Genomic DNA, 22,123 nt, shown 5'->3' on the forward strand with positions numbered 1-22,123 from the left:
AAAATACAATGTCCGATCATAACGTGAGCATTGATTTTCCCGAATCAAACTCGATCGACCAACCGTTGCCAGTTCTTGCCACCCATGAGGGGCGTTGCTGTGCTGGCAAAGGCTATTTGGGCATGCTTTTGCTGGCGGTTTCGCTCGTCGGAGTGTCCGCCCTCGCCTATTTTGCGGGGAAATCATCGTCCGAGACCCACGTGACGTTTCCGAAAATCGACGCCACATCGTCGGTTTACAGCGAAAAGTTTTCGATGGCGACCGGGCCGATCAGCGAAGATGCGGAAGGGCTGTTCGTGCTAGACCACAACTCGGGGTTGCTGCAGTGCACCGTGATTTACCCACGAGTTGGTCGATTTATGGCCAGTTTTAGCGTCAATGTCGCCGATGCACTTGCCAGCGGCGGAAAAGGGGGCTCGTACATGATGGTCACCGGGATGGCCGATTTCCCGCGGGCCAGCAATCGACCTGCGGCTCCCTCGGTCGTGTACGTATTGGACACCGCGACGGGCAACTATGCCTGCTACGGAATCCCGTTCAATCGCCAATTGGTCAACTCGAACCAACCGCAAATGGCTGCAATGGTGCTGATTGCGACCGGATCGGCTAACCCACTCGTCGACCGAGATGCCCTTCGTTAAAAAAGGCCTCAAACCTTTCTAATTCAGTCCCGGGCACACGCGCTGGGACCTTATCGGATGAAAACGGATCGCACTCGGCAAGGGCCATGGGATCCGTTTTTGATTTTTAGCAGTGAAACGTTACCTTGATCAAACGGAATGAATGTGAGCCACGGACTTAACCCGGCTCAGGCTGCCGCAGTTGAAACGTTGTCTGGGCCCATGCTGGTGCTGGCAGGTGCTGGAACTGGCAAAACGCGGGTGGTGACATTCCGGATCGCCAATTTGATTCGGAATGGGACGCCGCCGGATCGCATTCTTGCGATGACGTTTACCAATAAAGCTGCGGGCGAGATGCAGGAGCGGATCGGCGAGCTGATCGGCACCAAGAAAAAACGCAAACCTCGCAAAGGCGAACCGCAAGAGCCCAAGCCGACGATCAGCACGTTCCACTCGTTGTGCGTGCGGATCCTGCGGCGTCACGCCAGGGCGCTTGGTTATCCCGACAAGTTTTCGATCTACGACCGCAGCGACCAAGAGTCGATTGCCCGTAATATCCTGCGTGAGTTGCGTTTATCCGGTACCGCACTGAAACCGGGCGACATGTTGTCGATCATCGGCGGCTGGAAAAACCAGTCGATTCATCCCGAAGAGGCGATGTCGATTGCCTCGACTGACAAAGAACATTTTGCGGCTTCGGGTTACCGACGCTACCAAAATGCGTTGCGGGCGCGGGGAGCGATGGATTTTGACGATCTGTTGCTGCAAACCGAATCGCTGTTTCTCGAGCACGATGCGATTCGTGAAGAGGAAGCGTCGAAGTTTGATCACGTGCTGGTCGACGAATACCAAGACACCAACGGCAGCCAGTATCGTATTACGAGGGCACTGACGCAGGTGCATCGTAATTTCTGCGTGGTAGGTGACGATGATCAATCGATCTATGCATGGCGAGGTGCCGACGTCACGCACATTTTGAACTTCACCAAAGATTGGCCTGACGCAAAGGTGGTTTGTCTCGAAGACAATTACCGCAGCACGGGAGCGATTTTGGGGATGGCCAACACGCTGATCCAATACAACACCGTCCGGCACGACAAGATCTTGGTTCCTAGTCGTCCTGATGGCCGCCGACCCCGCATTTTGCAGCACAAGGATGAAACGGTCGAAGCCGAGATGGTGGTTCGTGAGATCAAAAATCTGATCGATAACCAGCACATCCAGCCGCGTGACATTGCGATCCTGTTTCGCACCAACGAGCAGCCACGATTGTTTGAAACCGAGCTTCGCAAGCACGACGTTCCTTATGTGATGATGGGGAGCCAATCGTTTTTTGATCGTCGTGAAATCCGTGACTTGATTGCCTATTTGAAATGGATCGAGCAGCCAGATGACGAGATCTCGCTGCTGCGTGTGATCAATACGCCCGCCCGTGGCTTGAGTAATAAAACGGTGCAATTGTTGGTCAAACGCGCGGTCGAGCGTGGAGTGCCGGTGTGGCAAGTGATGCAGGACAATGCGGCGGTTCAAGATTTGTCGCCGAGCGCGCGACGTGGCATCAGCGAGCTTGCTCAGATGGCCGACGATGTCCGCCTGCGAGCCAAGAATGATTCTCTTACCGATGCTGTGCGTACGCTGCTCGAGCGAACGGCGTATGCCGACGAGATCGCTCGCTTGTACGACAACCCTGAAGAACGCGATGCCCGGATGGCATCGATTGGCGATTTGACCAATGCGGTCGCGGCCTTTGAAGACAAAACCGAAGAGGCTGATTTGACCGGATTCCTCGCCGAGACGGCGCTCGCCGGCCGCGAGATGGGGAACGAAAAGGACAAGATGGCGCTGAAGAATTCCGTCTGGTTGCTGACGTTACACGCAGCCAAGGGACTCGAGTTCCCGGTCGTCTTTATGGTTGGTTTGGAAGAAGGGATTCTGCCGCATAGCCGCAGTGTGAAGAGTGGTCGCGAGGAAGACATCGCCGAGGAACGTCGTTTGTGTTACGTCGGAATCACGCGAGCCCAAGAAACATTGACGATGTCGATGGCACTGACTCGCCGCAAATGGGGGAAACCTCGTCCGACGATTCCAAGTCAATTTCTGTACGAGATCACGGGCAAGGCAGCGAACCCTAATAAGTATCGGAAGCCACGCCCCGTTTCGTCATTGCGTTAGAGCGAGGCAGCAAGGTCTCTTCGTAGCGAAACTCGCCAAGAGTTTCGGCTGAGGTGTGGGATAGGCTTCCAGCCTGTCATCGCGAAATGCGATTGTCGTAGCGAAACTCGCGAAGAGTTTCGGCCGGGAAAATGGAGGACAAAAGTCTTCGCGACTTTCGCTATGTGGAAGCCTATCCCACATTTACAAAAAAAGGCCCGAAGCGTGATGCTTCGAGCCTTCTTGTTTGTTTAGCGATCTGCGAAAGTTTTACTTCGAGATCTTAGCAACGAGGTCGAGGACCTTGTTCGAGTAACCCCATTCGTTGTCGTACCATGCTACGACTTTGACGAAGGTTTTATCGAGTTGGATGCCAGCGTCGGCGTCGAATACCGAAGTGCGGGTTTCGCCGCGGAAGTCGGTGGAAACAACTTTGTCGGTGGTGTAACCGAGGACGCCCTTCATCGGGCCATCGGCTGCGGCTTTCATTGCAGCACAGATGTCTTCGTAGGTAGCTTCCTTTTCGAGTTCGACGGTCAAGTCGACAACCGAAACGTCCGAAGTTGGAACGCGGAAAGCCATCCCGGTCAACTTACCGTTGAGCTCAGGGATAACCTTGCCAACGGCCTTAGCAGCACCGGTGCTCGAAGGAATGATGTTTTCCAGGATACCACGACCACCACGCCAATCTTTGGTCGAAGGACCGTCGACGGTTTTTTGGGTTGCGGTTGCCGCGTGAACGGTGGTCATCAAACCACGCTTGATACCGAAGCTGTCGTTGAGCACCTTGGCGATCGGAGCCAAGCAGTTGGTCGTGCACGAAGCGTTGGAGACAAATTGTTCGCCGTCGTAGCTGTCGTCGTTGACGCCCATGACAAACATCTTGGTGTCGTCTTTGGACGGAGCCGACATGACAACCTTCTTAGCACCTGCATCGATGTGGCCTTTGGCCGACTCGGCGGTCAAGAAGATACCGGTCGATTCTACAACCACGTCGGCTTTGACGTCGCCCCACTTCAGGTTCGCAGGATTGGTTTCAGCGGTGATGCGGATCTTCTTGCCGTTAACGACAAGCATTCCGTTTTCGGTCGACACTTCGCCTTCGAAAGGTCCGTGGACCGAGTCGTACTTCAGCATGTATGCCAAGTAATCAACATCGAGAAGGTCGTTGATGCCTACGACTTCGATATCATCGCGAGTCACTGATGCACGAAAGACCATACGTCCGATTCGGCCGAAGCCGTTAATTCCAACTCGTATTGCCACTGTCCTATTTCTCCTCAAGTTGATGGAGCCGAACCAGGATCACTGGCTGGCCTCGAATAAACCGTCTATTACGGTAAGCTGATTGTCACTCGAGCAATTCGTTGCTCGAAACATTTCGTGGTCCAGTGGCAAAACACAAGCCACTTTCAATCACGATCACGCCGCGAATTATAGGAACCCGGTAGCCCTTTGAACCAGCCCCCGAAAACCACGCGACCGCCAGACTGGCGTCGCCCGATCGGCGTTTCTACGGGAACGTGGAGTTATGTGAACGAGCGGTCGATCGCGGACCATTATGATGCGTTTGTGGCGGATACTCCGCTTTGTGCCCTGGACCAGTCGATTTTGAAAGAAGTCTTTCCTGGCACTTTATCGGATGATTCCTCGCTAAGCCTGACTTCGATTGTCGATTTAGGCTGCGGAAGCGGGCGGGTGGCTATGGAAATAGCCAGTCGAGGCTACCGAGTCGTCGGGGTCGATCTGAGCCAGCGGATGCTCGAAGTGATGATGGCAAAAGCCTCGCAGCAAGAGTTGCAGGGACGGATCCACGCGATCCGTGCCAATTTGGTCCAATTGGACTGTTTTGCCGACCAGTCGATTGATCACGCGGTTTGTCTGTTCAGCACGCTGGGGATGATCCAGGGACGCAAAAACCGCAGGCAAATGCTTCAACATGCCGCTCGCATTGTCCGCACCGGAGGACAATTGGTGCTGCATGTGCACAATCGCTGGTCCGCACTGCGAGAACCCGCCGGGTGGCGATCGTTGGTTCGATCGTGGATCAAATCGCGATTGCAATCGGATCATGAGTTTGGCGACAGCGTTTACCAGTACCGCGGACTCGAAAAGATGTTTATGCATCGATTCTCCAAACGCGAATTGATGGCCGATTTGCAAGCCACGCAGTGGGGCATCGCCCAGTTTCATTCGCTCTCGATCGACGGAGCCTCGATCGTCTCCGGAACCCGCAGTCCCGTGGGCGGCTTTATCGTCGTCGCCGAAAATCGCAGTGCCAACGCGTGAGCCGTTGGCCGTAAGGCCTCGGGTAACGCCGCGCAACCGGGCGGCGTGCGGGCTGTTGATTTAATCAAAATGTAAATAGCGTGGTGAGCCGTGGGCCGTAAGGCACCGGGTAACGTAAGGCACCGGTAATACGTGGAACCCGGCCGCTCACGCGCGAGCGGCTCACTAAATCCACAGTCCGCTTGCGCCGCGAGCGATCTAAAATCGACCTACGTCACGGCATCAAACCGGTCGACCACCGGTGCGCGACTGGCCAGATGTTTGCGTAATGAACCACGCGTCATCATCGAGTCCATATCGAGACAGCCGACGAGACAGCCATCAGAATTGACGACGGGAATTTGCCGGTATTGGCCTCCGCTGCGAAGGATGGCGTTTTCGAGCGATTCGAATTCGCGTGCAAACGATGCGTTGTGATCCGTAATCTCTCCGACTGTCGCAAATGAGTTCGTGTCGGACTCAATGGCCGTCAATAAATCTTTGAGTCTTAGCACGCCAATCACGATGTCGCCCTGGGCTGTGACTGGCAAACTTGTCGTGTCGATCGATTGCCAGCGATGGGCGGCTTCATCAAGCGTCGCATCCATGGGAATCGAATTGTGACAATGGGTCATGACGTTGGAAACGCTCAAACCACGCACCGATTCCATCATCTCGACTTGGCGAGCTTCGGAGATGCCAGCATAAGCAATGAACATCGCCACCAAGACCGGCCCCGGTGCCTGGGCGTAAATTCCCGCCATCGCCATCATCATCGCACATGCGATCCCGATGCGTGAGGCGAGAAAGGTGGCTCGGCGGTAGTTAGTCACCATCGCCAATAAACTTCGCAACACACGACCGCCGTCCATCGGAAAGGCTGGGATCATGTTGAATACGACCAACATAATGTTCACCGCCAACAGGATCACAGAGAACCCCAGAAACGACGGGTCGGCGGACATTTCCACTTCGGCCAATTCTCCACTGGCCAATTCCCCACTCGCCTGCGCGGTCGCCACCGTTTCCACGGGCCCCACAAACGCATGAAAGATTTCGACCAGGATTTCAACGCCGCCAAACAGGTAAAACCCGACTAACAGCAGCGAGGCGATCACAACATTGACGGCTGGACCCGCCACCGCCACCACTAATTCTTGCCAAGCGATGCGGGGCATCCGCTGCAATCGAGCCACCCCGCCAATCGGCAGCAGCGTGATATCGATCGTGGGAATTCCGAATTTGCGAGCCGCCAAAGCGTGCCCGTATTCGTGTAGTGTCACGCAGAAAAAGACGGCAAATAGCTGTGCCATTCCAAACGCAATGCCCACTAAACCCTGCGATTGGGTTTCGTAGGCAACGTAGGCCATCAGCAAGCCAAACGTCCAATGCACGTAGACCCCAATGCCGAGGAATCGGCCTAGCTTTAATCGGCGCTCTAACACATTGGCTCCGTTACAACGAATCTGGTTTCTGGCATAATTGTCATCACTCGCTATCAGGTATCGTAGCGAAATAAGTTGATTTCATCCCTACCCCCGTCTTGAACCTCGTTTAGAGCGTGTAGATCTATGCTTCGACACAAACTCATCCATCCGCAAATCACCGCGATTATTGCTGCTGCGGGACACCACAGCTCGATTTTGATCGCCGATGGCAATTATCCGGCTGCCAGCAAACGAGGCCCGCGAGCTGAACTGGTCAGTCTGAATTTGATGCCGGGTGTGCCCACCTGTGACCAAGTACTCGAAGCCCTGTTGTCGGCGATCCCGGTCGAGGCGATTCAGACGATGCAGACCGAAACGAGCGGACCGTACGCCTTGGATGGCGACCCACCCGTATGGGAAGATTACCGCAAAACGATCAAAAACGAGGGGCTCGATCTGGAAATCCAACCTGTCGATAAATGGGCGTTCTACGAAGCCGTTTCCACGAATGATCACGTGCTAACGATCCAAACCGCCGACCAACAACGCTACGCCAACATTTTGTTGACCGTTGGCGTGCGTATGGATTAGCGATTGTCGTTGATCGCTCCTGCGATCATAACGTTTCGACCGTCTCATTCCATCACAGCGTAATGACCGCGGAGCGGTCAACGACAATCTTTTGATCGCAGAGCGATCAACGACGATCCTACGGCAGTAGCGACGCACAAACGAGTTCCTTGTCGTTGCGGGCATAGATGAACCCGTTGGCGATGGCGGGGGCGGACCAGACAACGCCGTCACGTCGATTGAGTTGCTCGCGTGTCGGCGAGATCAGGTTTGTTCGCGAGTGCTCGTGATAGCCATCGGGAGCAACCGTTGCAAAGATCAACTCTCCTTGCTCGTTCAGCATGATTTCGGATTCGCCGTGACGGATCGTGTGAATCGTTGCCCAGCGAGCACGGTTGACCGCGTTCTGGTCTTCCCAAACACGGTCGCCGCTGGCCATGTCCAAGCATCGCATCTCACCATAGCTGTCGACCCCGTAGATGTAGTCGCCTTTGATAAACGGGTTGCTGATCATGCAGTGAAGGGCGTCGGTATTCTTTTCGTCAATGCCCACTCGGTGCCACAGTTTTTTGGCTGCGGGTTTGTCCTGATCTAAACGAATCAGCATCGAGCCGTCATAAAACGACGAAACAAACAGCTTGTCATCCTGAACCACAGGCGTCGGAACGCCGATCGGCATGTTTCGCGGCAGCATCGCGATACTCCAAAACACTTTGCCATTGGCTGGGTTCAATCCGCTCACGGACTCACCGGTCCAACATACCAAAACGTCTTGGTCGCCTTGTTTGATTAAGATTGGCGAACTGTAGCCGGCGCGTTCATCCAAAGCATGCCACACTTCCTTGCCCGTGGTGCGATCCATTGCAACGACACAAGCGTCTTTTTCGCCGGCGGCAATTTGGATCACGGTGTCGTGATAAATGATCGGCGCGGTGGTGATGCCCCAAATCGGCATACGAGCGTTGTAGTCGGTCGCCAGATCACGCTTCCAAAGAATGTCGCCCGTGGCGGCGTCAAAGCAAAAGAAATTGCCCATCGCGCCGACCGAATAGGCCTTGCCATCATCGACGGTCACACTGGCCCGCGGTCCTGCGCGATAGCTGATCGTGTAATTGACATCGTAGGTGTGCTTCCACAGCTCTTTGCCTGATTTGGCATCGAAGCACAAGACGCGTTCGACTTCCATTTCTTCGTCACCGGCGCCATGGTCAGTTACGTAAACGCGTCCTTCGGCGATCGTCGGGCCGCTGTAACCGGCACCGATCGGGACCGACCATTTGCGTTGCAATTTCCCAGTGGGTAATTCTTTGATGAGCCCCGTTTCCCGGAGCACCGCGTCACGCTGAGTGCCTCGCCACTGAGGCCAATCTTCGCCGACAGCGGCGGTCGTCACACAGACGGCCGAGATCAGCACGATGCTGGAAAGAGAGAACGCACGCATGGTGTTTCCTGGAAGTGTGAAGGAAAATGAATGGGCAGCGGAAAAGGCAAACGCTTAGACGACTGAGTTTTCTTCGCTTAGTTTAGGATGACTTTCGGAGCGACCGATCAGCCACAGGAAAAATGCTGCGGAAAGTCCGGCAGAACCAAAGATCATGCACATCACCATAATTTGATAGCGTGCGGCAATCAGGGGCGAGACCCCTGCCAATACCTGACCCGTCATCATTCCGGGAATTGAAACAATGCCGACCGCATACAGCGAGTTGGTGATCGGAATGAACGCCGCTTTCAAGGCAACTTCGCGAGCTTCCAAATCTGTAGATCCTCGCTGTGATTCGGCATAATAGCGTTCCGCCGCCAAACTGACGGAATTCATACTACTGGAAAGCGTCATTCCCGCCAGCGGAATGAAAACACGCGGGGCAAACCATGGATCCAACCCAAGCACAATTTGCGTCATCACCAGGAACGTCGATCCGGCGCCAAGCAAGATCGCCAAAAACGAGAAGCGAAAGTTCCTAGCGCGGTCGCGTGGAATGGATCGAAGCGAGATCCAGCTGGCCGCAATCAGCATCGCTGTAAACACCACAATCACAACAAGCGATGTGTCGGTGCTGAAAATGTAACCCAGCAGATAACCGACCAACGCCAGTTGCAAGACCATGCGGATCACTCCGATCATGGCCGCTCGAAACCCCAGCGACCAGCGAATCATCAGTGCAAGGACGAGCACGACCGGCAATAACGCAAACGCCAATCGATGCAGTGGTATGACGTCGGTCATGGATCAGGGCAATGGTTACGAGTAAGCGAAAGCAGCGAAAAGAATTTTGCCCATCGTATCCATTTCTAGAGCGTTGACGATGGTAGCGGCGTCTTCTCGTAGCGAAACTCGCCTTCTCGTAGCGAAACTCGCCAAGAGTTTCGGGGAGGGGCACGAGCGGACGAAAGTCTTCGCGACTTTCGCTACGAGGGAAGCCTATCCCGCATTTTGTTCACGCGGGTTACCCGGTGCCTTACGGCCCACGGCTCACATTGCAGCGGAGTTGCGATTTTGCAAAATTACTTTTGCTTGCTCAGTCGCAACAGTCGTACTTCCATCACTTCGTCGCCAGGGACTTCAGTCGCCGAAATTTTCAACAGCCCACGACCTTTCGCCAACGTGATCTTGCCAACGTTCATCGGTTTGAAATCTTTGACGTACGATTCAGATCCGCGATTAGGAGTCCGATCGGATTCGGCTCCGTACGCCGGCGGATCGTGAGCCTGAGTGACTTTACCTGTCAGTTTTGCGTCGCCAAAATCGAGTTGAAACTTGGCTCCAACGTCATCAGCGGCACACGCGTAAAAGATCTCGACGTCGAACGTTGCCGTTTCCGAGACTTCGATATCCCACGTGATCGCGTCCTCAGGATTGCCCACCCAGTGGGTAAAGTACGAACAGTTGGGCGCTCTCGCACTTCGCTGGACACTGCCATGTTCCACCCCGTCACGTGCCGGCAGCAACGTAGTCGGTGCTTCGCCGACAGGGAAAGGACGCTCGTCGGGTTTGACAAGATCGCCAAGCTGCTGGACATACTGGTCCGCAGTCCGTTTCATCTCACGCACCAAGTCGGGATGCTGGTTCGAGACATCGGTGTCCTGACCAGGGTCCGCGGTGATGTCATAAAGTTTGCCTGACGGATCCATGCGGAATTGCTGATTGCGAATACTCACTCGCGGTTCTGGCGTTTTGCCTTTTCCGCCCCGTGGCGGTTGGTACGAGATCAACATCCGGTCGCTCCACTGGGTGTCGTTGCCTCGCAGCAGTGGAACAAGCGATCGACCATCGAGCGGTTTCTGCGTCGAGTGGGGAACCGAGGCGAGTTCGGTCAGCGTCGGCAACAAATCAACCGCTCCGGCAATCGGCTCAATCGTCTTGCCTTTGACGATATGGCCTGGCCATCGCATCAGCATCGGGACTCGTACGCCACCTTCGTCGATACTCCCTTTGCGGCCTTTCATACCACCGTTCCATCGCCATCCGTTGGGGCCATTGTCGCTGAAATAAATGACGATGGTGTCCTCGGCGATCGAGAGTTCGTCAATCTTCTTAAGCACACGGCCGACGTTCCAGTCGATGTTTTCACACATTGCCAATGCGGCTCGCAAATGAGGCATGTCCTCTTGTTTGGGATTGCGGTTGTGCATTTTCAAAGGCCGATTGGCGACCTTGTCAAAATACTCATCCGGAACTTGCATCGGCGAATGCGGAGTGTTGTACGGCAGGTAGCAGAAGAACGGTTTGTCCTGCTTGTGATTCGTCTCCATGAACTCCATCGCATGCGTCGTTAAATCGTCTGTGATGTAGCCTTTACCTCGCGTGATTTCATTGTTGTGTTCCAACATCGGGTCAAAGTAATGGCCCCAATGCCCCGAGGTGAAACCGTAATATTCCTCGAACCCGCGAGCGTTGGGATGGTAAGGAAATTGGGATCCATTGTGCCATTTTCCAAATGCGCCGGTCGCATACCCTGCTTGTTTGAAAATGTCGGCAATCGTGACTTCGTCGGGATTGATCCGTTCTTGGCCTGTGGAAACACCTCGCACGCCCGTTCTGGCGTAATAGCGGCCGGTTAAGAATTCGGCTCGGGTGGGCGCGCAAACGGGACAGACGTAAAACCGATCAAACAACACGCCATCGGTCGCCAACGAGTCAATGTTCGGAGTCGACAGATTCGTATTGCCATGCACACTGAGGTCACCCCAGCCTTGATCATCGGCAAGCATGATGACGATATTGGGATGCTCGGCCGCTCGGGCAATTCGCGATTGGAAGCAAGCGATTTGTGCGAGACAAAGCACTGTCGCAACCACGAGCGTGGCATAGCGGAAGCCAACAAGTTTGCGAAGCGATGCTGAGGTGGGCGGGCAATGACGGAGTGCCATCGTCGAGGCAAATGAGCGAGTCATCAAGGGTCCTCTGGGTCGGGATGCGGGGGCGGGCGTTTCTGAAGCCAAACGGCGACCCCTCAATCGTAACCCGAAACGGACTGCCAAGCATCCTCCGCACATACCAACGGCATAATCAGATTGTGCAATATCTATCAGTACAGCAATTTTTCCGCGTGAGCGGCGAATCGCCGAAAACGAAACTGACTTGGAACACTAGTCCTTCAGCACAGGTGCCAGATAGATATCGCGGTATGACACGGCGGTATGGTCGCCTTGCAAATAGATGGGGCCTGGTTCCGCTGGGTTGGTATGAACGGCCCCGCCGGTTGGCCCGGTCACGGGTTGATTATCGATGACTTTTTCTCCGTTCAAAATCACCGTCACGTGCCGATCGACCAGCGTAATGTCGTAGGTCTGCCACTCGCCACCCGGTTTGCCCGCATTCTTCGACGGTTCAATCAATCCAAAGATGGCACCTACACCCTGCAACCCCTGCATGCGACTGTCGCGATCCACGACCTGAGCTTCGTACATTCCACGCAGATAGACGCCGCTGTTGCGTTGCTCTTCGACAAGGAACTCAATATGCAGCCAAAAATCTTCAAAAACTGCCTCCGTCTTAAGATTGGCGAAGGCTCCGGTGGCACTGAAGTCCGTCTTGGGTGTCGTATTCTTGAGAACGCCATTTTCGACGCTCCATCCATTCTGCTTTTCGGGTTCGTGCTTTGGTATGTGCGGTGTCCATCCCGTCATATCCTTTCCGTTGAATAAGGCGGTCGGCTGACCAAATCGAACTTTTGATAAATCCGGGGCGACTGTGGGCATCGGCGGAATCTTCGTTCCGGTAAACGCCTCTCGCTCGGTCGAACCGTCGGGCGATTGGCGAATAATCATTCCATCAAGTTTTCCCGCCTTCATTCCGACGTCAACGGTTGTCGTGTTCTTCGCCTTTCTGTTCTTGTTGAGCGTGAATTTTAATCGGCCATTGGACTCTTCTACATTTTCGTACGGTCCTTCGGAACCAACATACAACCGTAAATAGACCAACGGTTTGCCTTCACGCTGTGTGACCCTCATCCAAGCCGGCATGCCGGAATCGAGATCCAGAGACCAGTCGCCAGCCAGTTCTTCTGCTTGAGCGGTTGACACAAAGATGGTCGTCACCAAGATAAACAGGGCGAACATTCCGCGAAGAAGACCAGTCACTGAGACGCGTTCTTGATTTTGATTCATGGGCCGGATTCACCTAAATGATGTTTGAAAATCGTAGTTGGATTGCTGTTAGTTGACGAAACGAGCCGCACGTCTTTCACGAGCGAAACAATTCAAGTGCGTAGGTCGCATTCTTTTCACAACCTTCTTCACGGCTGATCCCCTTGGGGGTGGAACCTTCGATGATTAGCCATCCCGTATATTTCATGGACCGAAGTAATTCTTTGATCCTTGCAAAGTCAATGTCACCGTTACCCAGGAAGTCGCCGTTCTCTTTGAGATGGATTTCGCAGATATATTCTGTGCCCAAACTTTCAATCTCGCGATAGATGTCATATCCCATGCGTGCCGAGTTGCCGGTGTCGTAATAGACCTTTACTGCCGACGAGCCGACGCTTTCGATGATGTGGCGGTGGTCGGCTTCGTTGAGCTGTGTTTCTAAGGCCAGGATGACACCATGTTTTTCCGCCAGTGGGGCAACTCGTTTCAGTTTTTCAATGACCTCCGCTATCAACTCGGGCTTGCCGTTGATATCAGCTTTGTTGAAGAACGCCAGCAACACGATGCTCGGTGATACCTTCGCAGCTAATTCACGATCTTCGAGTTCAGCCGCTTCTGCTTTGAGCTTCGCCATCGTCTCAATGCACTCGACGACCAGTTGCTCGGCTTCATTTGTCGTGGAGAGCGGGACCTTGTTCAACAGTCCAATGCCAAGCGAGGATATCTCGACTCCCGTTCGTTTCACCGTCTCACGGACGATGTCCCGATTCTCGCGAAGACGCAGGTCGAGGCCATTTCCTTTGGCATCGAATGAATACTGAATTCCTTGCAACCCATTGCGTTTAGCAAACTCAAACGACTCGACGGACAGGGGCATCTTGATGGACCAATCACAGGTGCCAATTCGAAAGCCTTTTTCGTTATTATCGTCTGCGACGCCGTTTGGCATCCACAACGTAGTAATTGCGAGTGCTGCACAGGCAAAGATTACATTTCGGTGATTGATCAAATCGAGTTTATTTTTTTGCATCTTAATCTACTTTACCCTCGCGTGTCGGCGAGCACATCAGACTTGGTGTGTCGCAGTTGTCCAACCGCATCCCTTCTCTCGACAGCTTGTCGATTCGCGGCGTTTCATAAATCGTGCTGCCGTTGTAGCCGATATCCTGCCAGCCGAAGTCATCGATCAGAATGAACAAGACGTTTGTTCGGCCGCGAATTCTCCAGCGTTGTCACTTCGGCGGTATCTGCTTTGGCAGCGGACGCAAGCAGCGTCATTGTGATCAAGACAAGTGGATATCTCATAACACTTCAGTCCGATGCATTCATTTGGTGCACTGTTAAAACAATCGCTTAGCGCTTCCGTTGTGTTTACTCGCTGCTTTTCGTGGGTGGGGCAATTTTTGCATCCTTTTCCGAAATGACACGGGCTTTGGTTTTCCACTGCACTTGCCGGTCAAGCAACGTGCCGTATTCCTGGTAGCCGTTGTAGTCGATGCTTTGTTCTGCCCATCGTTTCACCTGTGAATCGTACTGGGCTCGCATTTTCTCTAGCATCGGTTGATATTCCGGATTGCCAGCCAGGTTGGTCATTTCCAGCGGATCTTTGGTCAACTGGAACAGCTCTTCGGTCGGCTGCATACCCTGTTCTTCATCGGTGTAATACCAGTAGATGTATTTGTACTGACCATTGATTACAGACAGACAGCGTGTCGCCTCCTGCCCAAATACTTGGATGATCGGCAGTGTGTCACGAACCCTTACGGTTTCGTCTTCCACGATCGGCATCAGACTCTTTCCATCGTAGACGTCCGGGATGTCGAGGCCGGCGACATCGAGAATTGTCGCAGCAATGTCGATGTTTCCGCTTAAGGAATCCGTGCGGCGCATGGTGCCGCTTTTCGGATTGCGCGGATCGTAAATGATCAGCGGTGCGCGTGCGCCTTCTTCATACGGAAGCGTCTTGCCGCCCAAACCATGTGCGCCCATCAGGTAGCCGTTGTCAGAGGAGTAGATGATGACGGTGTTGTCTTCAATTCCCAGCTTTTTCAGTTCCTCGACGAGCTTGCCGACTGCGACGTCGACGCCGTAGATGAGCTGATGATAGACGCGGAGCGTGTGCTGATATTTTTCGTCGGTGCTGTACGACTCCTCCCAGTAAGTTCTGTATTGCCGATCCTGACGCGATTGTTCCGCCAAATGCAGACCTGCTTGGCGACCATAGTTGCCTGGTTTTTTCCAAACCGTGTCCTGGTACACATGATCAAACTGCGGATCCGGTTCAAACGGTTTGTGCGGCGCCTTGAAACCAACCGTCATGCAGAAAGGTTGGCCTTGTTTGACGGAGTCTCGCACGAAATCGATCGTGGCTGCGGCCAGTGCCTGAGTCAGGTGCGGATGATCTTGCTCATATTTGTCCAGACCTTTGTTTTTGGCGGTGGTGTAATTGCATTGACCGCCCTTGGTCAGGTAGAGGTCAAACGCATCCTTCACTCCGGTGCCTTCAATGCCTCGCTTATCGAGGTTCTTCTGGTCATGCACACCGAAGCCAAACTTGCCCGCGTTGGCTACTCGATAACCCGCATTCTTCAGCAGAACGGGGTAAGAAGTTGACCATTGCTTGGTGCCCATCGCACCATGCATGAAGTTGCAGCCATTTTTATACTCGTACATCCCGCTCATGATGTTGGCGCGGCTGCCCATGCAGATCGCCGTGGTGTCGTAGTGGCGGTCGAATATCACACCGCGTCTCGCAAGGGTGTCAATGTTGGGCGTTTTAACTTGTTCGTTTCCGGTGACCCCCAGTGTGTGATAGGCCTGATCGTCAGTTAGTAGAAACAGGATGTTGGGTCGATCCCCCTGAGCGGTGCTCGCGGTGAAGGCGACCAATAGGCATGTAAGTAGAAGTTGCTTTTGCATCGATTTCTTTCGTCTTGATGATTGTCATTTCTTATTCTCGTTCATCACATATCATTTTTTGTGGCTACAAATCATTCGGTGACACCCAGTTCTTGTTCCCACCACTTCAGGTAAGCTTGATCGGAAAGGTCCGGGTCGAGTCCACGAGCTTTCATCGTCTTGACATACCACTTGCGTTTCTCTGCCATCAGCGCGTCGATGTCCACGTCCTCCTCGATGGCGCCCTGGTCGCCGGTTGTTTCAATCCACTGGTCGAGTGCGAGGCGCATCTCTGAGAGTTTTTCAGATTGGGACGGATCGCCCGCCAAGTTCTTCAGTTCGTTTGGGTCGGCGGTAAGATCGTAGAGTTCTTCCTTGGGCCGTGTCTTCGCCATGAACGGTGAGTCCCATTTACCTTCGGCATGCAGGACTTTCATGAGCGTTTCGACTGGATACTCCAGCTTCTTGTAGCTGCTCAGTTGCATGTAAGGAATCTCGGGATGGAAGTTCCGGATGTATTTGAATTGCTGCGTTCGCACGCTACGAATACGATCCGGTGTGTCGCCGCAACGATCACGAGCAGCGAACAGCATCTTGTGTCCCTGCCAGTCGTTGGCAAGCAGGTTCAGGCCGGGAAGCTTGGGAGTGTCGACGCCGGCCGCCGCCAGGGTGGTCGGCATGACATCCAACAATGAGGCCAACGGTTTTTCGACCGTGCCCTTTTTGATCTTTGCGGGCCAACGAACGATCAGCGGCGTGTGCAGTCCCCCATCGTAAAGCCATTGCTTGCCGCGGACATGTGGCCGACCGTGATCGCCGAAGAAAATGATTAGCGTGTTGTCATCGACGCCTTCGTGTTTAAGCCGATCAAGAATCTCGCCAACCTTGTGATCCATGACTTCAATCGTCGCGAGGTAGTTGGCCCAGTCGGCGCGGGTCACCGGATGCTCTGGATAACAGGGTGGAATCGGTGCGTCCCCTCGCGGTCGATCGCTCGTAACAAAGCCTCGGTGCGGCTCGCCGATATGCACCTGAGCAAAAAACGGCTGTCCCGGTTTGCGCTCCGACCAATCGTGTCCGTCGAAGATGTTCTTTTTGTCATAGAGGTAATTGACACCAAATTTTGCAGTCGTCTTATCCTCGGCAACTCCACGGCCATGGGAAATGAAGTAGCCGGCGCCTCGCATCAGGTCGATAGCCGTCGGAACCGTCAGCTCCTTCTCGTCACGCGTTAGATGGTGCTGACAACCGATGGACGTTTGGTAACGCCCGGTCTGGAACGCGGAACGTGACGAAGAACAGACAGGCGAGGTCGAGAACGCATGTGTGTAGCGACGGCCTTCGGAAGCCAAGCGATCTACATTCGGCGTTGCGACGTCGGGATAGCCGTAGCAACCAAGTTCAGGTCCGAGGTCGTCAGAAATGATCCAAAGGACATTGGGGCGATCGGCGGCGTGTGTCGCCCGTCCGTCGGCAATTGGCACGACTGCGCCAAGCAACGAAGCGACTGAGAGTAGCAACCGTTGTAGCATTCGATTTTTCACTATTATTTTCCTCACTGGTACGTTTGTAGTTACTGTGTTTATTGCTTCAGTTCAAACGGACGAACTGAAACTGCGTCGCCACTGGGGAAGTCTTGGGGGACTTCGGATTGAGTTACTTCGCCGGTCGCGGCCCACTGGACCCCGCGTTTGAACGTGGTGATAAAGCCGACGCATTCAAAGGCCTTGGTGTCGTGTCCCAGCGTGGTATGGAAGATCCGCCCCTTGTGATACTCGATCGTCATCAGCATCGGTTCACTGCGTTGGGTGAGTGAACTCACGGCCGTTCCGAGGAGCGTTAGATTCTCGGCCGGGCCACGCATGTATGCGTAACACTCGTCGTAGGCATGCAGCCATTTTTCAGGCAGACCCTGACAGATGGGATGAGCAGGCGCGCGCATCGTTACCACGAAGTCTGCCTTCGGACCGTGCTTGCCACAGATGCCAGGAGCGTCGTCGCGCACGACCTCGCCCAGTTTGTTCACATAAACATAAGGGCCATGTTCCTCGGTGCGACCGTCCCATCCTCCGATGCCGATCATCTCGTTGTAAGCCTTCCAGTCAGGAAAGCAGTTGTCGGCGGCATGAACACTGACGAACCCACCTCCATCCCGCATGTAGGCCTCCAGTTCAGCCTGCGTTTCCTTGGGCCACGGTGCCGCATGGTAGCCAAAGTTCGAAATCACCACGTCATATTTTGAGAAGTCCGGCTTGAAGTTGGGGTCTGTTTGAGGCGTCTTTGTTGGGATGCTTTCAGTAACTCTCGCAAGCGGTAGCCAGTCCGCCTCACGTTCGCTTCGCCACACAAATCGGGTTCGGGCAACATCGACCCTGAAGAGGCCTGTTTCTTCGAGATATTGACGCATCATGATCGTCGACTTCGGCCAGACCAGATGGTTATTCTGGCCGTCGATAATCAGCGCTCGCAATGGCTCGGCCGAAGCAAAGCTCGGCAGCATCGCCGCTGCAAGAATGAGAAATGCAAGTTTCGTTTTCATGGTCAGGTTTCCCGTTGATTTTGTGAGCCGACGGCGCTAGCCGCGGGCCTCCTATTGGAAATGCGGGGTGCGGAACCCGCGGCTAGTTGTTTTAGTGAGCCGTGACGCGTGAGCGGCCGGGTTCCTCGCATTACCCGGTGCCTTACGGCCCACGGCTCACTTAAGCATCCCGCAATTTCAGGTTAAAACACGTGCTTAGCTTTTCCAAAGATCCTCGCCATACTCCCAGCCCTTGCGAGCGGGTTCTTTGACGAAGGCGTTGAGTTCCGGACGGTTGGTGACTCGCATGTTCGCGGAGTCCCACTCGATGCGTCCGCCGAAGCGCTGAGCAAGCACGCCAATCAGTGCGACTTCGGTCATTGGTGCGGCGTAGTCAAAGTTTGAACCTGGCGTAGGCCCCTCTCCCTTGATCGCACGTACCCATTCGGCAAAGGGACCGCCGCCCGGCACACGCGGGTACTTCTTTTCAATCGTCACGGAACTCTTGAATTCCTGGTTCTTCGCCTTCGTCGACAATGAGGGCTTAGTCGAGCGATTGTTCAGATAGCCGTTCTGCTTATCCCCAAACCAGAACGAACCGCCGGCCGGTTTACCCATATCCCATTCGTCAGGTCGTTTGATGTCAGTGCCGCCGTTGTTCGCCCCGTCGTACCAGTACATTGAGCACGCATCCTTATCGCCACGCGCCGGAAAATCGAATCGGATGATCGAGTAGTCTGGAAGCACGCCTTCCATCGACGGACCACGCTCTATGCACTCGACAACCGTCGGGGCGTACAGATCAAGTGCCCAAACAGGACCGTCGCCGGTGTGGCAGAACCAATCACCCAGCTGTCCTGTTCCGTAGTCATAAAAGCCCCGCCATGAGAGCGGATGATAGATTTCGTTGTACGAGGTTGCTTTGGCCGGCCCGAGCCAGAGATCCCAATCGACTTCGGCAGGAATCGGCTGCTTCGGCAATGGCAATGCCGCTGGCTTCTTGAAATACTTTCCACCCCAGTCTGGACCGGGATGTCCGAGATGCACTTCATGTACCTGGCCGAATACCCCAGCGTCATACCATTCGCGCATCGTGCGGATGCCGTCCCCGGTATGCCCCTGGTTTGCCATGTTCGTGATGACGCCATACTTGTCCTTGGCCTTTTTCAAGGTGCGGGCTTGCCAGATGTTATGCGTCAGTGGTTTCTGGGTGCAGACGTGGATGCCACGCTGCATGGCCTCGATCGTGGCTGGAAAGTGAGTGTGGTCGGGCGTACTGATGCAAACCGCGTCGATCTCCTTTTCCATTTTGTCCAGCATCACGCGGAAGTCAGAAAAGGTTGGCGTTCCTTCCCGTCCCTTGGGGAAATTGCGACTGTCGATATCACACATCGCGACAATGTTTTCGCCTTTGCAACCACTGAATGCCTGATGAGCCACACCGCCAGATCCAATCATGGCGATATTGAGTTTGCTATTTGCCGAGGGACCGGGCTGACCGATCGCGAAACGCGGGAGCACAAAAGCACTGCTCGCAGCTACAGAGGCCGCTTTGACAAAAGTACGACGATTGGATTTCATAAGTTTTCGTTGTGGGTTGCTGAAGTCTGTAGGTTTGGTGGCGCGTGACCGGAATGCATCTCAGTGTGACATGAAATAAGGGAGCCGAACGCGGTAGTTCGACTGTCCCAATTAGTGAGCCGAACGCGCTAGCGTCGGGCTGCGGCGCGGTAAACCGTTGGCAAAATAGGGCCCGCGGCTAGCGCCGTCGGCTCACAAATACGGAAAACGAAAAAGTGGGACAGTCGAACTAGCGGCTTGTTGATTTAGTGAGCCGCTCGCGAGTGAGCGGCCGGGTTCCACGCATTACCCGGTGCCTTATGGCCCACGGCTCACAACGTCTCTGGCCCTCAATTACTTCGAATAAGAATTGACATAGGCTTCTAATGCTTTCTTCAGTGATTCGCATTTTTATATACGTAGTCTCTTTCACTTTTCGCGAATCAGTTTTCGATGGGGACGGGACGTTTCGTTTCCTTGGTGCCGTATTTAGATTTCCAGTCATCAAAGGTTTTGGACCACTTCCCAGGCCGCGCATCTTCGTCCGTGACAATATTCTTATGATGTTCAAAACCTTCCGATGTCACGTTCTCGATGATGACTTCGTATCTGCCTTCCGTTTCGTTCTGGACTGGAGCGATAGAGGGTCCGCTAAAGAATTTGCCGTCATACCATAGCCGTAGATCCTTCAGATACTCTTCCGGAATCATCTGCATCGAGTGTTTTTTGACCTGGGCATTCATGCCGAAAACAGCGTGAATATTTTTGATGGAACTGCCTTTAGCAAAGCTACCGGGCTTCGCGTTGGGATCGAGTTTCAATTGAGATTCTTTGACTCCGCCGAGTCCAATTTGAACGGCGTAAGAGCAGCCTTTCGCGGTGACATTCTCGATGTTGACCTTTCCATTGACTGCGCTGTGCGGTCCCATCATCACTGCGCACCGCCCGTTTTCGCAAACGATGTTCTTACCAGTAATGTTGTAGACCGCTGTGTGTAGTCCCACCGCGCCGGTTTCGAGCCGAAGCGTAACGCCTCCGTCCGCGTAAAGATCTTCAAAGTGGACGTTTTGTGCTCCGTGCAACTGAACCATTCCGTAGCCAGGGCTGCCGTTAAAGATCCGGCAGTTGCGAATCGTGCCGTCGGTGGCACGGCTAACCTCCCAATTCGTCACGTCCTTGATTTTTGTGTTGGTCGGGCTGAGCGTGATTCCGCAATAAACCGTACAGTTGTCTTTGACATCCATATCGGAGATCAGGAAGTTTTTGACCATTTTGGCGATCACGCCACGGACGCCTTCCCCCTTATTCGGGAAGCGGTCGGAATAATCGACAGTCCAACGCCCGCCGAGTCCTCGGATACTGACGTTTTCAATGTACGCCTCCTTCTGCCCTTTGGCGATCTTCTTGGGCTGTTCCGCATCCAGACTGAAGACAACCGTCTTATCACCCTTGGGCCAGAATGGTTTGATGACCGTGCCTTTCTCGATTAACAAGTGGATGTTTGACATCAGTCGGACGTTCGCCAGACGGTAGGTCCCTGTTGGAACAATCAAACGCCCACCGCCCTTGGCGGCCAGATCGGCGATCGCCTTGCGGAACGTTTCACTCTGATTGTTCTTCGCGTCGTCGTCGACGAGCCCATAGTCGGTTTTGAGATTTTTCGTCAATCCATTCGGATCCATGGTCTCTGTGTATTCAGCCTGAACCAAATGGCTCGACGCGATCAGAACCAAAGCTGCGGAGGCAGCGGATAACAGATGTTTCATTGTTCTACCTTTTTGATGAGGTTGTTCGTGCAAGGAGATTGATCAGGGATTCCTTTCATCGCCAACACGACGTGTTTCTGTGTTCTCTGTTCAATCCTTTTTGCCCTGCCGCTTCTTCGTTAGTTGTTCTCGCGTGGGAGCTACGGGCAAATACGCACCAGTCGATTTCAAATACGCCATCAGCTGCTTATCCAACGCCTCCGCTCTTTCAGACATGGACGCGGCAAGGTTTTTGGTTTCATGCGGATCCTCGGCGATATTGAATAGCAGCACGTCGCCGTGGTGGTAGTTATGGATCAGTTTGTAATCGCCGACGCGGATCGCGCTGGCCGGGCATCGGACTGGGCGTATAGCAATTGTCAAACCGCATCCACTCCTTCGAAAGTTCGTCCATCTTCGGCGTTTCATAAAACGCACTTCCGTTGTAGCCGACGTCATTCCAGCCAAAATCATCGATCAGATTAAACAGAACGTTTGGTTGATCATTGGCTGACGCGTAAAAGCCCGGCACAGGCAATAGTGCCAAAGTTAGAAGAATCATGCTTTTTAGTTTTGTCACCAGGGCTCCTCGCAAATTCGCGTACCTTTGGTAATACGCAACAATGGCATGGATTAGACAAAAATCCGATCGGTCGGCAGATTTTTGATTAAACTCTTTGCCGAACGTTTGACGTTCTCGCTTATTCCTTTGCGACTTACTCCCGGCCTTCTCGCTGACTTGACCCGAATGAGTCCGGCGATGCCCCGACGCATCGT

Annotated in this window: 19 protein-coding genes; 4 read left to right on the top strand and 15 right to left on the bottom strand. The window is 53.9% G+C overall.

The features are described 5' to 3' along the window. The first annotated feature begins 8 nt into the window (after positions 1-8). Positions 9-641 (top strand): hypothetical protein, encoded by a 633-nt coding sequence (locus SH528x_RS03780; RefSeq protein WP_442509201.1) that lies wholly within the window; start codon positions 9-11, stop codon positions 639-641. A gap of 138 nt (positions 642-779) precedes the next feature. Next, complete coding sequence (locus SH528x_RS03785) at positions 780-2,792, top strand: ATP-dependent helicase (RefSeq protein WP_442509202.1); 2,013 nt, start codon at positions 780-782, stop codon at positions 2,790-2,792. 249 nt (positions 2,793-3,041) lie between these two features. On the opposite strand, the gene gap is transcribed toward SH528x_RS03785, so the two are convergent. Next, the gene (gene gap / locus SH528x_RS03790) at positions 3,042-4,037 is read right to left on the bottom strand and encodes a type I glyceraldehyde-3-phosphate dehydrogenase (protein WP_442509203.1); all 996 of its coding nucleotides are present in this window, start codon (positions 4,035-4,037) and stop codon (positions 3,042-3,044) included. A gap of 189 nt (positions 4,038-4,226) precedes the next feature. Between gap and SH528x_RS03795 the strand changes: the two genes are divergently transcribed. Further along, the gene (locus SH528x_RS03795) at positions 4,227-5,060 is read left to right on the top strand and encodes a class I SAM-dependent methyltransferase (protein WP_442509204.1); all 834 of its coding nucleotides are present in this window, start codon (positions 4,227-4,229) and stop codon (positions 5,058-5,060) included. Positions 5,061-5,269: 209 nt separating this feature from the next. On the opposite strand, the gene SH528x_RS03800 is transcribed toward SH528x_RS03795, so the two are convergent. Continuing rightward, positions 5,270-6,484, bottom strand: a complete 1,215-nt coding sequence (locus SH528x_RS03800) for a site-2 protease family protein (RefSeq protein ID WP_442509205.1) — start codon at positions 6,482-6,484, stop codon at positions 5,270-5,272. A gap of 126 nt (positions 6,485-6,610) precedes the next feature. On the opposite strand from SH528x_RS03800, the gene SH528x_RS03805 reads away from it, so the two are divergent. Next, on the top strand, positions 6,611-7,057 hold the full coding sequence (locus SH528x_RS03805; RefSeq protein ID WP_372724332.1) for an RbsD/FucU family protein: 447 nt from the start codon (positions 6,611-6,613) through the stop codon (positions 7,055-7,057). Between the two features lie 118 nt (positions 7,058-7,175). Here SH528x_RS03805 and SH528x_RS03810 read toward each other — a convergent pair whose 3' ends face one another. The 13 genes from SH528x_RS03810 to SH528x_RS03870 all read right to left on the bottom strand — a co-directional run bounded on the left by SH528x_RS03810 (position 7,176) and on the right by SH528x_RS03870 (position 21,908). Continuing rightward, on the bottom strand, positions 7,176-8,477 hold the full coding sequence (locus SH528x_RS03810) for a PQQ-binding-like beta-propeller repeat protein (protein WP_442509206.1): 1,302 nt from the start codon (positions 8,475-8,477) through the stop codon (positions 7,176-7,178). Positions 8,478-8,531: 54 nt separating this feature from the next. Continuing rightward, on the bottom strand, positions 8,532-9,263 hold the full coding sequence (locus SH528x_RS03815; protein ID WP_442509207.1) for an ABC transporter permease: 732 nt from the start codon (positions 9,261-9,263) through the stop codon (positions 8,532-8,534). 278 nt (positions 9,264-9,541) lie between these two features. Beyond that, positions 9,542-11,431 carry an arylsulfatase gene (locus SH528x_RS03820; RefSeq protein WP_442509208.1) on the bottom strand — a complete coding sequence of 630 codons (1,890 nt, stop codon included), beginning with the start codon at positions 11,429-11,431 and terminating at the stop codon, positions 9,542-9,544. A 195-nt stretch (positions 11,432-11,626) separates the two neighbouring features. Further along, positions 11,627-12,646, bottom strand: coding sequence for a 3-keto-disaccharide hydrolase (locus SH528x_RS03825; RefSeq protein ID WP_442509209.1), 1,020 nt, complete (start codon positions 12,644-12,646; stop codon positions 11,627-11,629). 76 nt (positions 12,647-12,722) lie between these two features. Then, positions 12,723-13,655, bottom strand: a complete 933-nt coding sequence (locus SH528x_RS03830; RefSeq protein ID WP_442509210.1) for a sugar phosphate isomerase/epimerase family protein — start codon at positions 13,653-13,655, stop codon at positions 12,723-12,725. 1 nt (position 13,656) lies between these two features. Beyond that, a complete protein-coding gene (locus SH528x_RS03835) occupies positions 13,657-13,824 on the bottom strand; it encodes a sulfatase-like hydrolase/transferase (RefSeq protein ID WP_442509211.1) in 168 nt (55 codons plus the stop codon). After that, positions 13,805-13,930 (bottom strand): hypothetical protein, encoded by a 126-nt coding sequence (locus tag SH528x_RS03840; RefSeq protein WP_442509212.1) that lies wholly within the window; start codon positions 13,928-13,930, stop codon positions 13,805-13,807. Before SH528x_RS03840 ends, SH528x_RS03835 begins: the two co-directional genes overlap by 20 nt. A gap of 66 nt (positions 13,931-13,996) precedes the next feature. After that, the gene (locus SH528x_RS03845) at positions 13,997-15,544 is read right to left on the bottom strand and encodes a sulfatase family protein (RefSeq protein WP_442509213.1); all 1,548 of its coding nucleotides are present in this window, start codon (positions 15,542-15,544) and stop codon (positions 13,997-13,999) included. 71 nt (positions 15,545-15,615) lie between these two features. Continuing rightward, positions 15,616-17,067, bottom strand: coding sequence for a sulfatase family protein (locus SH528x_RS03850; protein WP_442509214.1), 1,452 nt, complete (start codon positions 17,065-17,067; stop codon positions 15,616-15,618). 38 nt (positions 17,068-17,105) lie between these two features. Then, on the bottom strand, positions 17,106-18,062 hold the full coding sequence (locus tag SH528x_RS03855) for a ThuA domain-containing protein (protein ID WP_442509215.1): 957 nt from the start codon (positions 18,060-18,062) through the stop codon (positions 17,106-17,108). 195 nt (positions 18,063-18,257) lie between these two features. Next, entirely contained in the window at positions 18,258-19,622 is a 1,365-nt protein-coding gene (locus SH528x_RS03860; protein ID WP_442509216.1) for a Gfo/Idh/MocA family oxidoreductase, read from the bottom strand. 422 nt (positions 19,623-20,044) lie between these two features. After that, positions 20,045-21,367: a hypothetical protein gene (locus SH528x_RS03865; protein WP_442509217.1), complete on the bottom strand. Its 1,323-nt coding sequence runs from the start codon at positions 21,365-21,367 to the stop codon at positions 20,045-20,047. A 289-nt stretch (positions 21,368-21,656) separates the two neighbouring features. Further along, a complete protein-coding gene (locus SH528x_RS03870) occupies positions 21,657-21,908 on the bottom strand; it encodes a sulfatase-like hydrolase/transferase (protein WP_442509218.1) in 252 nt (83 codons plus the stop codon). Between the last annotated feature and the right edge of the window lie 215 nt (positions 21,909-22,123).

Source organism: Novipirellula methanifontis (assembly GCF_052161655.1).
GTDB lineage: Bacteria > Planctomycetota > Planctomycetia > Pirellulales > Pirellulaceae > Novipirellula.

Bases quoted from the DNA above. Each gene is read 5' to 3' on its own strand.
- SH528x_RS03780 (WP_442509201.1), top strand. From the start codon at position 9: ATGTCCGATCATAACGTGAGCATTGATTTTCCCGAATCAAACTCGATC.
- SH528x_RS03785 (WP_442509202.1), top strand. From the start codon at position 780: ATGAATGTGAGCCACGGACTTAACCCGGCTCAGGCTGCCGCAGTTGAA.
- SH528x_RS03805 (WP_372724332.1), top strand. From the start codon at position 6,611: ATGCTTCGACACAAACTCATCCATCCGCAAATCACCGCGATTATTGCT.
- SH528x_RS03810 (WP_442509206.1), bottom strand. From the start codon at position 8,477: ATGCGTGCGTTCTCTCTTTCCAGCATCGTGCTGATCTCGGCCGTCTGT.
- SH528x_RS03815 (WP_442509207.1), bottom strand. From the start codon at position 9,263: ATGACCGACGTCATACCACTGCATCGATTGGCGTTTGCGTTATTGCCG.
- SH528x_RS03820 (WP_442509208.1), bottom strand. From the start codon at position 11,431: ATGACTCGCTCATTTGCCTCGACGATGGCACTCCGTCATTGCCCGCCC.
- SH528x_RS03825 (WP_442509209.1), bottom strand. From the start codon at position 12,646: ATGAATCAAAATCAAGAACGCGTCTCAGTGACTGGTCTTCTTCGCGGA.
- SH528x_RS03830 (WP_442509210.1), bottom strand. From the start codon at position 13,655: ATGCAAAAAAATAAACTCGATTTGATCAATCACCGAAATGTAATCTTT.
- SH528x_RS03840 (WP_442509212.1), bottom strand. From the start codon at position 13,930: ATGAGATATCCACTTGTCTTGATCACAATGACGCTGCTTGCGTCCGCT.
- SH528x_RS03845 (WP_442509213.1), bottom strand. From the start codon at position 15,544: ATGCAAAAGCAACTTCTACTTACATGCCTATTGGTCGCCTTCACCGCG.
- SH528x_RS03855 (WP_442509215.1), bottom strand. From the start codon at position 18,062: ATGAAAACGAAACTTGCATTTCTCATTCTTGCAGCGGCGATGCTGCCG.
- SH528x_RS03860 (WP_442509216.1), bottom strand. From the start codon at position 19,622: ATGAAATCCAATCGTCGTACTTTTGTCAAAGCGGCCTCTGTAGCTGCG.
- SH528x_RS03865 (WP_442509217.1), bottom strand. From the start codon at position 21,367: ATGAAACATCTGTTATCCGCTGCCTCCGCAGCTTTGGTTCTGATCGCG.
- SH528x_RS03870 (WP_442509218.1), bottom strand. From the start codon at position 21,908: ATGATTCTTCTAACTTTGGCACTATTGCCTGTGCCGGGCTTTTACGCG.